The organism is Acinetobacter sp. 5862 (assembly GCF_024494585.1).
GTDB lineage: Bacteria > Pseudomonadota > Gammaproteobacteria > Pseudomonadales > Moraxellaceae > Acinetobacter.
On the sequence record NZ_JANHGP010000072.1, the window covers coordinates 1 to 11,998 of the forward strand.

Annotated in this window: 10 protein-coding genes and 1 pseudogene; 4 read left to right on the plus strand and 7 right to left on the minus strand. The window is 35.7% G+C overall.

Going from position 1 to position 11,998, the window contains the following annotated elements:
* Positions 1-223: 223 nt before the first annotated feature.
* Together NO346_RS14230 and NO346_RS14235 are read left to right on the plus strand one after the other, a co-directional pair.
* Positions 224-415: pseudogene (locus NO346_RS14230) on the plus strand (IS701 family transposase); the annotation flags it as partial.
* Positions 416-523: 108 nt separating this feature from the next.
* Positions 524-1,972, plus strand: a complete 1,449-nt coding sequence (locus NO346_RS14235) for a CYTH and CHAD domain-containing protein (protein ID WP_256415570.1) — start codon at positions 524-526, stop codon at positions 1,970-1,972.
* Between the two features lie 104 nt (positions 1,973-2,076).
* Here NO346_RS14235 and NO346_RS14240 read toward each other — a convergent pair whose 3' ends face one another.
* Entirely contained in the window at positions 2,077-2,709 is a 633-nt protein-coding gene (locus NO346_RS14240) for a hypothetical protein (RefSeq protein WP_256415571.1), read from the minus strand.
* A 104-nt stretch (positions 2,710-2,813) separates the two neighbouring features.
* Between NO346_RS14240 and NO346_RS14245 the strand changes: the two genes are divergently transcribed.
* Positions 2,814-3,197, plus strand: coding sequence for a DUF3144 domain-containing protein (locus NO346_RS14245; RefSeq protein WP_256415572.1), 384 nt, complete (start codon positions 2,814-2,816; stop codon positions 3,195-3,197).
* An 85-nt stretch (positions 3,198-3,282) separates the two neighbouring features.
* Here the strand turns inward: NO346_RS14245 and NO346_RS14250 are convergent, their stop codons facing one another.
* The 5 genes from NO346_RS14250 to icd all read right to left on the minus strand — a co-directional run bounded on the left by NO346_RS14250 (position 3,283) and on the right by icd (position 10,079).
* Positions 3,283-3,750, minus strand: coding sequence for a hypothetical protein (locus NO346_RS14250; protein WP_256415573.1), 468 nt, complete (start codon positions 3,748-3,750; stop codon positions 3,283-3,285).
* 136 nt (positions 3,751-3,886) lie between these two features.
* The gene (locus NO346_RS14255) at positions 3,887-4,519 is read right to left on the minus strand and encodes a hypothetical protein (protein WP_256415574.1); all 633 of its coding nucleotides are present in this window, start codon (positions 4,517-4,519) and stop codon (positions 3,887-3,889) included.
* Between the two features lie 345 nt (positions 4,520-4,864).
* Positions 4,865-7,633: a pitrilysin family protein gene (locus tag NO346_RS14260; RefSeq protein WP_256415575.1), complete on the minus strand. Its 2,769-nt coding sequence runs from the start codon at positions 7,631-7,633 to the stop codon at positions 4,865-4,867.
* 144 nt (positions 7,634-7,777) lie between these two features.
* Positions 7,778-8,596 carry a PhzF family phenazine biosynthesis protein gene (locus NO346_RS14265; protein ID WP_256415576.1) on the minus strand — a complete coding sequence of 273 codons (819 nt, stop codon included), beginning with the start codon at positions 8,594-8,596 and terminating at the stop codon, positions 7,778-7,780.
* Positions 8,597-8,822: 226 nt separating this feature from the next.
* The gene (gene icd / locus NO346_RS14270; RefSeq protein ID WP_005157986.1) at positions 8,823-10,079 is read right to left on the minus strand and encodes an NADP-dependent isocitrate dehydrogenase; all 1,257 of its coding nucleotides are present in this window, start codon (positions 10,077-10,079) and stop codon (positions 8,823-8,825) included.
* Positions 10,080-10,271: 192 nt separating this feature from the next.
* Between icd and NO346_RS14275 the strand changes: the two genes are divergently transcribed.
* Positions 10,272-11,075: a pseudouridine synthase gene (locus tag NO346_RS14275; protein WP_005157989.1), complete on the plus strand. Its 804-nt coding sequence runs from the start codon at positions 10,272-10,274 to the stop codon at positions 11,073-11,075.
* 78 nt (positions 11,076-11,153) lie between these two features.
* Here the strand turns inward: NO346_RS14275 and NO346_RS14280 are convergent, their stop codons facing one another.
* Complete coding sequence (locus NO346_RS14280) at positions 11,154-11,804, minus strand: hypothetical protein (protein ID WP_256415577.1); 651 nt, start codon at positions 11,802-11,804, stop codon at positions 11,154-11,156.
* Between the last annotated feature and the right edge of the window lie 194 nt (positions 11,805-11,998).

An 11,998-nucleotide genomic window follows, 5' to 3' on the forward strand; every position in this document is an offset into this window, starting at 1 on the left:
AATGGGGAAAACGAGATATCAATATCTTGATGTTAGCCATCGTCTATCGTGGAATAGCGATACCTATTGTTTGGACAATGCTCAATAAACGTGGAAATTCAAATACAAAATGGCTATTCTACGTTTGATTGGTTTTGGAAAAAAAGAAGAATTTAAGAAAGTGCTAGCAATTTTAAGAAAGAATAAGCCTGATAGGACAAGGACCGTATGAAATTTGTCGTGTACAAAGCTGATTTTGAATCATATTTTTGCAGCCTTGATGGCCTACGTCGAGATACAAAAGAACCAGTTTGAGCGGATCTTTGAAAATGTATATCGTTGGCAGAAGAAATTATTTAGACCAATCATCAAAGACTTCATTGATGACTTTATTCTCGATAAAAATCATCTCCTACCACAGAGAATCTATAAATAATAGTGCGTAAGTCCTACGGACTTAAAACAACTTTACAATCATTCTTGAGGTCAACCCGTTATACTCATTTTATATTTATCATTCTTTGCGCTCAGGAGTCATAACATCATGGAAATAGAGCTTAAATTTCAACTTCCTGAATCTAAGAAAAAAAGTGTTTTACAAATATTGAATAAGCAAAAAGCGCAAAAAATTCAGCTCCAAGCCAAATATTATGATACCGCTGACCGCTTACTTGCCAAAAACTATGTCGCTATCCGTTTACGCCAAGAAGGTGAGCACTGGGTACAAACCTTTAAAGCTGCCAGTAAAAATCATCTACAGCGCATTGAAGAAGATATTTATCTGGGTAAATGTGAACAAGAACCCGAACTCGATCTATCACTTTATCAGCACAATCGAACCGTTCAAACGGTGCTACGTGAGATTTTAGGTGATGCTCCTGCTAAGCTAGAATTACAGTTTCAAACAGACGTACAACGAAGTTTCCATGTGTTTGAGTTTCAAGATTCACAGATTGAATTTTGCTTAGATGATGGTGAAATTCGTACTCCAACCGATCAAGCCAAAATTTGTGAAGTCGAATTTGAACTCAAACAAGGTACAGCACAGGACTTAATTGATTTTACCAAGACATGGGTAGATAAATATCAATTATGGCTTGATGTGCGTAGCAAAGCTGAACGAGGTAATTTACTCGCAGTTGGCAAACGTGTTTCTCCTGCGACCAAAGCCAAACAGCTCAATTTAGAATCTGAACTTAGCGCGGAACAGTCGCTTAAACTGATCGTCGAAAATACCTTAAACCACATATTGCCGAATGCTGCCGCAATTGCCGATGGTGTTGCTGAAGCCGATCATATTCATCAAGCACGTGTCGGCTTGCGTCGCTTACGTTCTGCTTTAAAACATTTTTCAAATTGGTCAGCACAGATTGATCCAACTTGGGAAAATGAATTAGCAGAACTTTTTAAGGCTTTGGGGCAATTACGTGATCACGATGCAATTCAGGATTCTGTGATTCCGCTTATAAAACAAAGCTGTGATTTTGAATTTCCTCTTGGTGCTGAAATAGATTCCAATATCGCCAAGCTTTTCAGCGGAGCTAAAACAACACAGCTATTCTTATCATTATTTAGTTTTATATATTGTGGTGATGAATCGAAATCAAAATTATCTAAACAAGTGACTAAAAGTTTGAGCAAGCTTTTTCATAAAATTTTAATGGATGCCACTGAGTTTTCTACACTTACAGTTGAAAAACAACATCGTACTCGTAAGCGTATCAAGCAATTGCGTTATTGCATTGATTTTATTTCTAGGCTTTATCCTGAAAAAGAGGTTCAGCAATTTCTGGATAAACTAGAACCAATCCAAGAATATTTAGGTTTTTATAATGATCTCTTTGTGGCAGAACAGGTCTTTGAACAACAGGCAGCAGAAAAATCACAATTTTTATTTGCTTTAGGTTGGGTTAAGGCACAGCAGCCGCATGTCGCAAAGAAAGCTAATAAAAAGTTACAGCATTTATCGGCTCAAGATATTTTCTGGAAATAGCAATCTCTACACAAACCCACATACTGATCAGTATAAATTTCAACTCACCCCTCTTTGAAAAAGAGGGGGATGAAAAGCTTGACTTGATGAGAAATTATCAAATTCTATCGATATTTCCCAAAAATCTTCCATGTCCCATTATCGGCAATCGGATCACTATAACTATCATTACGCTGCTTACGTGGCTTATCTCGCGCATCTACCAATTTAAAATGCGGCTCAACACTTAAAATCACGCCATTCATATAAAAACGGGTACGCGTATATTCACTTTGTCCATGTTGAAAGACATAAGTTCGTAAATCAATAAACTCACGATGTGCCACCAAAGCCGCAGTATCATCACTCCCCAACCATTCCTGCATCGCAAAAATCTGATCGGTCTCAAATTTTCCACATTTTTCGAGCAAAGCCGCTACGCCACGAAAAGTCTTAGATTCTTTCGCCCGTGTTTTATTAATTCGAATACGATCTACCTGAAAGAAAAACAGTGGCAAATTTAGATGGCTTGGTAAATGAATTGCATCAACAACATCATCCTCCATAAAAGGCTGACAGAGTTGCTGTGCCCTTTCAATCAAAGGTTGCCATTGTCGGTAATATTCATCGACCTCGTCCTTTAAACCATAATAAATCGGCAAACCTTCGACATGCTCTAAATATTGGGGTGGATGAATATGTTGACGTAGTAAAGCGATATCCGTTTTAAGGCTTTGAATTGCAATCGCATCTTGCATAGTGATTATTCTAATTACTTAGGCTATTTTAGATTAAGCCAAAGGTTTAGTTTCCGCAAGGCTTTGTCTATAATATCGTGTCTTATTTGTTGTTGGGAAAAATCATGTCTCAAAAAATTAATGCCACTGATGTGACAGAAGAAGAAGCTTTAAATGCGATATTTTTTGAGCGAGCAGATGAATTTATCAAACAAGCCAATGAGTTTTGTCGCCCACCAAAAGGACAGCAACCCAAACCAGAAGAGTTACGTGGACAAGTCAGCGCTGCCATGTTATTTGCAACAGCTCGCTTTAATACGTGGGTTGCAGCAAACAATTTTAAAGATGGCAATGAAATGCGTGATGCCAAAGAGCAAGTCATGTCTTATTTATTGCAACAATTTCAAATGATGTTAGAAGATAACTTTGACGAATATTGTGAGCAGTTTGAAAATTACTTACGCTTCCGTAAAAATGAAGATTTTCATACGCATAAACACGATCACTGATAATCTAATGATAAAGCTGTTTTTATATATGCAGTGATTAGGTGTAAGTGAATGAAATACTAGTTTCATCCACTTATATCTTTACTTATGATAAACATAAACCATTTAATCTTGCTCTATAGCTTTTTGGAATTTGAGGATTCGTTCTTGCTTCATTAGCTTCATCACTACAATATCTAGAGTCGGGAGAGGCTTCGCTTATACACTTATTATAAATTTCTTCTTTAAAGTACTGAGCTGCATAATCCTGTGGTCTAGCATTAGGATTGTATGCGGCATTAGTTGGAATTTTATAATTTTTAGAGCTCCATTTTGATTTATATGCCTCATTTAGCGTTATGTTAAACCATTTTTTTGTTTCAGTTGATAAATATGGTCGAGCAGCAGATTGAGATAGCTGACTTTCTATTTTGTTTCTCGGGGTATCATTCCCATTTCTAAAATACATAATTGTGTGAGCATGCCCCTCTATCTTTTTACAGAATCCTATAGGACTTTGAGCATAAGAGCTAGTTGCAAAAAATGTTAATGCTAACAGTATTATTTTATTCATTTGTTCCTAATTTCCACATTTAAGATAATTACAAGACCTCTTGCAAAAGTCAGACAGCTATAAATTATGATTTTTAAGGAATTTTTAAAATCATTAAAATTATACTTATACAAGAAGTTCATAGATAACCTTAATATTAATTTAAATTTAATCCTTTCTTAATATATGGATTAAAACCAAGACTTCTTCCTGAATTTCCGCCAAATCCAGAATCCATAAAATAATTATGATATAATACTGATTTCTTTAATGTTGTATCATTTACATCGCCTGTAAAACTAGAGAATTTTGTGTATCCTTTTTTATCAAACCCATTTCTTTTGGCAATAATCATATGGTTGTTTTTTGGCATATAATACACATAATACTTATTATTTCCATCTGTTGAGTTAGCTGAAATATCGAGGACAAGAACTGATTTAAAATACATGTCGAAAGGAGTAACTTCTTCATCAGGATTATCAAAATTTTTTTCTGTTAACTTAACATTGATATCTTTGAATAACTTAGTAGCTTTAATACGAAATTTTTCATCATCATAAAAATTTAAATACTTTGTACTAATAATCATATTTAAATGCTCTGGAAACTTACAAGGGTTAACTACAGCCGAAGCGTAATTATTGAATTCAGATGCATATTTACAGTACTTATTATATGTGTCTACAATATCTTCTGGAGGAGTATGATAGTCTTCATAAAACTCTTCTGCAAATACGCTATTGATACAAAGAATAAGCAAAAATGGTAAAAAAATAGTTTTTTTCAAAATATTACACCTTATTAAATTTTGGATAAAAATTAAATATGAATTTCATATGCACACATATAGAATTTTATATGATTATCAATTAGATAGAAATACTTATGAATTAAAATTTATTAAGCAAAAAAATTGTTCAAGGTTAGTCGTAATACTTTCTATGCTCTTATCAAGAAAAGTAAATAGCCAAATAGCCAAATAGCCAAATAGCCAAAACAGCGATGGTACTTCTCCGTTCAAGATATGATGTGATTATTTGGAAATAAAGCAGATAACAAAGCAACAGAACAAGCTATTATTGAACTATATCTCAAAAACAAAGCCACCTAATGGTGGCTTTCTTTTGGTCTGTTACTTTAAGTCTTGGGCTTTACCATATTGATCAGCCATCACTTCCACAAACTGATCCAATTTGATGTATTTTTTAATTACAGCATCTACATCTGATTTACTCAACTTTGCAAGTGCTTGATCTCGTTCAGCACGATCCATCAATGTCTTATTTCGCTCTAATTGACCCGTAAGCATACTATGAATATTTCGTTCATCTTCTAATGAAGTCACACGCTTCTTCATAATATCGGCTTTGGCTGCTTCAACCTCTTGTTCAGTCACGCCTTTACTTAGCAAATCAGTTAATACTTTATGAACAGATTGAGAAACCTGATCAGAACGACCAGCTGTATAATTCGCAGTAATACTAATTGATCCACTATCGGTATCGGTATCTAGATCAAGATTGCTTCCAAATCCATAAACAAGCGCATTTTTCTCACGTAATTCCTGCGCCAAACGAGAAGACAATTGCGAGTTACCCATAATATGGCTAAGGATAATGAGTGCAGGAGCATCTTGATGATAAGCCCCTACTGGAATCGTCAGGATACTTTGATAGCTACCAAACTCACGTTGCTCGGAGAGTGCATGGACTTTTTCAGCTTTGAAAGCAACATAAGGAGAAGTAATTTTTTGGTACGGCTGTTTCGTTTTCCACTGTCCAAATGCTTTCTGTAGTGTGTTTTGCATTTTTTTCGGATCGAAATCACCTGTCACAGCAATTTGACCATGATCAGTCACAAAGAATTGATCATAAAATTGCTTCACCTGTGCTTGCGTAGCCGCATTTAACTGCTTCTTGGCAAACTCTGGTTCAAAGTGATAACGCAAATCACCTGGTTGATAGGTTTCAAGTAATCTTGCCAAAGTCATAGATGCGACTACAGCAGGTTCAGTATAAGGTCGATCTAATGCAGATAAACTCTGATTTTTTGCTAAATCAAATTCCGATTGTGCAAATTTAGGTTGCTTCATCACATCGACAATAAAGTTTAAAAAATCTTCAAACTTATCTTTTTTTGCCTGAATCCCAATTGTTAAACCATTACCATTTGAAGTGATAGATGCTCCACCACTTGCTGCAATCGCTTTATCTGTAATTTCTTGCAGTGTATGTTTTTCAGAACCACGCAACATTAAATAACTGGTTAAATCTAAGGTCTCTCCTTTACCAAACAGTGATTTTTCTGTACCAAAATCTAAGCTAATCGTGGCATAGGTTTTGTCATCACGTGTTGTGGTTGGGAATAAAGCATAGCGAATACCATTCTTTAATTCACCACGTTGAATTTTTTGCTCATTTTTTTGCAGTTGCTGCGCAGACTGTGCAACAAATTGAGTGACTTCTTGTTGATAAATAGCAACATCTTTCAAAGGTTCAGGTTTTTCGGCACTTTGATCTAAGGTTTTAAGTTTATCTTGTGCCTTGAGTGTCATCGCTTTCTTTTGATCTTCAGGCGTAGGTAGAATATCTCCCGAAATACGATGAGATGACACTAAAAACTGTTTTAATGTTTGATTGGCATCATTTAATTTTAAATCTTGAATAGCTTGTAAATCTTTGAAGTACTGATCCCATTGTCCGTGTGAAGACACTGCATAATCACTAAGGCGAGAACCCAAAGCAACGGCATCATTTGCAATCGTATCAGCGGTATTTTGAGTAATAGTTTTGATACGTTGTAATTCTGCGTCGGAAAATGCTTGACTATTCTCAACACCATCAACCAACGCATCATCAACTTTTTTTGCATCATGATTTGGCGCATACACTGCACCCATAAAGACCATATTAAAATCTTGGTCCAACCATGTCGTCGATTGAACAGCTGTACTCACTCCTGTTTCTACCATGCTCTTATACAGCGTACCACTAGGCTGCATGGTATAAAGTGCTGGTGCAAGTGCTAATGCTGGTTGTAGTTGCGTATTTTTTCCATTCATATAAATGTGGAATTTAGCAAGATCACTACCCTTTTGCACCGTGAATTTTCGCTGCTCAATCTTACTTGAATCTAAGACCGGAACTTGAACAGGTGCAGGTACAGTACGTGCAGGAATCGGACTAAAATATTGATCAATTTTATTTAATACTTCTGATTTATCAAATTTTCCAGAAATGACCATTACAGCATTATTTGGTGCATACCATGTTCTATAAAACTGATTTAGTTCATTCATTTTTATAGATTTTAATTCAGGCAAATCACCAATCGGCAATCGACCTAAATATTGATTGCCATAAGCCGCTTTCCACATCTGGTCCATCAATACTGCAAACGGTTGATCCATACGAATTTCACGTTCACGTTTTACGATTTCGATTTCAGAAGGGACAAATTTTTCTTGTAGCACTAATTTATCCATACGCTCAGACTCAAGGTATAGAATTTCATTCAGTGCATTTTTTTCAGGACGAACAATATTTAAATATTTAGTTGAGTAATAATCGGTACTGGCATTGGTCATTAAAGTGAATTGATCCAAACGACGCTGAAACTCCTCTCCTTTTACATTTTGTGTGCCTTTAAATGCCAAATGTTCAAGCAAATGAGCAAGACCACTTTTCCCTTTAGGATCGTTAAGAGAGCCTGTTAAATACACTGTATTTACATAGACTTTATTTTCTTTATCATTTGATGCAAGAATAACTCTGAAACCATTATCTAATTTGTATTCTTCAATATTTTTTTCACTTTTTACGAGTACTGTCTGAGACCAAGACGTTGCACTCAACCCGATCAAACAAAGTGAGAGAGTAAGCTGCTTAAACCGCATTAACATAGATTATCCGAGTTTTTTTGGTGATTTAAATAAAAACAACAAGCTATACTAGATAATGGTTTAGATTTTTAATAGTTATGTTTTGAAAAAAGCTGTGTATTTAAACAGCTTTTTTCTATGTTTTTATAGCGGTTTAGTTAAAATTTAGATCGTCAGTTCAGCTTGCATATACAGTTTTGCATAACCTGAAATTTCAATACGATCCTCAGACTCAATAACACACTCTAAAACCCCACCTCGAACTGATGCCTGATATGCGATAAGCTGAGTTTGATCAAGTTTTTCAGCCCATAAGGGCGCAATTGCAGTATGAATCGAACCCGTAACAGGATCTTCATTAATCCCAATCGCAGGAGCGAAATAGCGAGATACACAATCAAACTGACCTTCGCCTCTCGCTGTAATAGCAACATCAGGTTGAGATGCAGTAATTGCTGTACGTAATGCGCCTAATTGCTTTAATTTTTCAAAATCAGGTTGCTCGTTTAATACATCAGCGACTGTTTCATATTCAACAATATACGCCTGACCATTCAGATAAACCGCTTTAAATGGCTTGGTTAAACCATCTCGAAGTTCCTGAGGATATTCAGATACAAGTTTAGCTTTTCGAATAGGGAAATTCATTTTAATCTTGCCGTCTGCTGCTTGGCTAACGATAAAAATTCCTAACTCACGCACATGAAATTGAATGGTTTTTATTCTTGTAAAATCTTTAAATAATACGAATGCACTTGCCAGTGTCGCATGTCCACAAAAAGCGACCTCATCCGTTGGCGAAAACCAACGAATTTCATAATTTGTCTCATCAATCTTTTTAACAAAAGCCGTTTCAGAAAGATTATTCTCTAATGCAATATTTTGCATCAGATACTCATCCAACCATTCATCTAAGACAATGACTGCTGCTGGATTGCCTTTAAATAATACTTGGGTAAAAGCATCAACTTGATACATTTTCATGACATGAGACTCTAAACATTTTTCGGCCATTTTGGACTTTTGGTCTATCAATGGTAGATACAGATTTTTCTAAATTAACGATACAGTGCATATTTATATGGTTAAAAATCATGTGAAATACACAATGAAAGAACGATATTAACAAACAATACCATCGAACTAGAAAAATGCCGACAAAGAAGGGCGTTACTTAAACACCCTTCTCTTTAGCTTAGCTTAGCTTTGTTTAATCTTCCATGTGTTGAATAATGGCTTGACCAAATTCAGAACAGCGTAATAGGGTTGCATTTGGCATTAATCGTTCAAAGTCATATGTTACTGTCTTCGCTTCAATTGCACCAGAAACACCTTTGATAATCAAATCAGCAGCTTCGCCCCACCCCATATCACGTAACATCATTTCAGCAGAAAGAATAATTGAACCAGGATTAACCTTATCCTGCCCCGCATACTTTGGTGCTGTTCCATGTGTTGCCTCATAAACTGCTATCGCACCGCCAATATTAGCGCCAGGTGCAATGCCAATTCCCCCTACTTCTGCTGCCAGCGCATCAGAAATATAGTCACCATTCAAATTAAGCGTCGCAATAACAGAATAGTCCGCTGGACGCATTAAAATTTGCTGTAAGAATGCATCGGCAATCACATCTTTAATAATGATGTCTTTACCATTTTTAGGATTCTTGATTTTAACCCACGGCCCACCATCAAGTAGTTCACCACCAAAGCGCTCTATTGCGAGTTCATAGCCCCACTCTTTGAATGCACCTTCGGTGTATTTCATGATGTTACCTTTGTGGACCAACGTCACAGAAGGTTTATCATTATCTATCGCAAACTGAATAGCTTTACGTACTAAACGTTGTGTCCCTTCTTTAGAAACAGGTTTGATCCCAATTCCACAGCCTTCATCAAAACGGATTTTTGTTACGCCCATTTCTTCTTTTAGAAATTTAATAACTTTTTTAGCTTCTTCTGAATCTGCTTTCCACTCAATCCCTGCATAAATATCTTCTGAGTTTTCGCGGAAAATCACCATATCCGTAAGTTCAGGATGTTGAACAGGTGAAGGAACACCCTCAAACCAACGGACTGGCCGCACACAAACATATAAATCAAGTTCTTGACGCAAAGCAACGTTCAGAGAACGAATACCACCACCCACAGGTGTAGTTAAAGGCCCTTTGATTGAAACAATAAATTCTCGTAGAGCTTCGAAGGTTTCTTCAGGCATATAAGTGCCATAAATTTTATCTGCTTTTTCACCGCAATAGACTTCCATCCATTCGATCGAACGTTTGCCACCGTAAGCTTTTAACACCGCAGCATCTACTACTGCTTTCATAGCTGGTGTAATATCCACACCAATACCATCACCTTCAATAAAAGGGATGATTGGATGATTTGGAACATTCAGTGACAGGTCTGCGTTTACTGTGATTTTGTCACCATCGGCAGGAACCACGATCTTCTGATAACCCATTTTGCAGGTTCTCCCTCATGTATTTAGCGATTATCACTATGCCTTCTATGGCATACTTTCGTTTTTATTGCATGAAACAGTTTAGTTCAAAACAGGTTTTTTTGAGATTTATACGGGAAATAACAACATTTTCCCATTAAATAGAAACCTTTATTGTTATGATGCCGCCCATAGCCAAAGCAGTATACTCATATGAAAATAGTTGTATTCAACAAACCTTTCGACGTTTTGTCACAGTTCCGTGAGGATGAAGCTCACCTTACACTTTCTCACTTTATTCATGATCCAGATTTACGTCTGGCAGGCAGACTTGATCTTGATTCAGAAGGACTTATGTTCCTTACCGATCATGGTGGTCTGAATCAATACATTACGAATCCTGCAAATAAAAAATTTAAAACCTACCTTGCTCAAGTCGATGGTGATGTAACTGAGGAAGCTTTAGAACAATTGCGTAAAGGCGTTGAACTCGCTGATGGCATGACGTTACCTGCTAACGCAGTGAAAGTAGATGCGCCAGAATGGTTATGGGACCGAGATCCACCTGTACGTTATCGTGCTAACATCCCAACGAGTTGGATTGAGCTACAAATTTGTGAAGGTCGTAATCGCCAAGTACGTCGTATGACAGCGGCTGTTGGCTTTCCAACTTTACGCTTAATTCGTACTAAAATTGGTGCAATTGATTTAGTTCGTTTAGGTTTACAACCAGGTGAGCAAACTGAAATCGAGCCTTTGCTTTATCCTGATTTTAAAGATTTACCTGAAGATCAACCGTATCGTTCTCGCTCGTATGTGAAAAAACCAGGCGGCACAGGTGGTAAGCCCATGCACCAGAAAAAGAAAGAAGGTGATAAAAAAGATCCGAACAAGAAAAAGTCAGGTACAAAGCGTATTTGGCAAATGGATGAAAGTGAGAAACCACGTCGCAAGACTAATGGTACAACTCGTCCAAATACTAAAGCACCACGTGGGCGTAGCCGTAATGGTCGTTAATATCTTTTAAAGTATTAAGGAGCTATAAAATAGCTCCTTAATAACTTATTTATTTTTCCAATTTTTTATATTTAAGCCTTAAATAGACTGAAATTCATTAAAAAACAAGATAAAAGCCACAACCATACTCACTGGCAATCCAATTTTAACCATCCAATACTCCAATTGATTCACCTCACTAAAATCCTTTCTCCTCGTTAAAAACCATTTCCTTACAATCCAAATATGTGCAGCCAAACATAGTAAAAGAGCAATGATTATAAAAAAAATATTATTTCCCTTTTTAGGATTCTTATCTACCAAAGAAGAATCAATTTTTTTATTTTCTCCATTATTTATTATCTCAAAAGACTGAACATAATAAATAACATCTTGATTATATCTCCCTATACCTTCCTTATATTTTAAGTTTTGAATTGGTAGGCCTCCACTTTCAAGTATAGATTTACAATAATTCTCTAAAGATAAGGCACATTCATCTGTATAAAAAAGTTGATCTCCTTTATATATTTTTAGGTAATAAGTCTTAAAAAAGTTTTTTCTTTTTACTTTATAAGAACTATATATTTTAAATGAAGAATCTTCATGAATAAATTTCTCAGTCCATTTGTAATTAAAGTTCTTATGATAAATACCAACTTGCATTGCCAAGATACCGTAAGTAATTACAAGCAAAGTACAACTTATTAAGATTTCATTCCAGCTCTTACTTTTAACCATTATTTTCATCAAAAACAATCTTCTATAATTTTAATTAGTGTTTGAAGTTTTCATCTTTACAACATCATATCCTATTAAATTAATTTCCTTGGTATTTGGGTCTACTTTAATTCAACCATTTAATATTAGACTTCCGTCATAAATCAAAAAACGTACAATTTATTTGATCTTAAATTAATCAGCAAAATTATTTAATTCAAGAG

Bases quoted from the DNA above. Each gene is read 5' to 3' on its own strand.
- icd (WP_005157986.1), bottom strand. From the start codon at position 10,079: ATGGGTTATCAGAAGATCGTGGTTCCTGCCGATGGTGACAAAATCACA.
- NO346_RS14240 (WP_256415571.1), bottom strand. From the start codon at position 2,709: ATGCAAGATGCGATTGCAATTCAAAGCCTTAAAACGGATATCGCTTTA.
- NO346_RS14250 (WP_256415573.1), bottom strand. From the start codon at position 3,750: ATGAATAAAATAATACTGTTAGCATTAACATTTTTTGCAACTAGCTCT.
- NO346_RS14275 (WP_005157989.1), top strand. From the start codon at position 10,272: ATGAAAATAGTTGTATTCAACAAACCTTTCGACGTTTTGTCACAGTTC.
- NO346_RS14235 (WP_256415570.1), top strand. From the start codon at position 524: ATGGAAATAGAGCTTAAATTTCAACTTCCTGAATCTAAGAAAAAAAGT.
- NO346_RS14280 (WP_256415577.1), bottom strand. From the start codon at position 11,804: ATGAAAATAATGGTTAAAAGTAAGAGCTGGAATGAAATCTTAATAAGT.
- NO346_RS14265 (WP_256415576.1), bottom strand. From the start codon at position 8,596: ATGAAAATGTATCAAGTTGATGCTTTTACCCAAGTATTATTTAAAGGC.
- NO346_RS14245 (WP_256415572.1), top strand. From the start codon at position 2,814: ATGTCTCAAAAAATTAATGCCACTGATGTGACAGAAGAAGAAGCTTTA.
- NO346_RS14260 (WP_256415575.1), bottom strand. From the start codon at position 7,633: ATGTTAATGCGGTTTAAGCAGCTTACTCTCTCACTTTGTTTGATCGGG.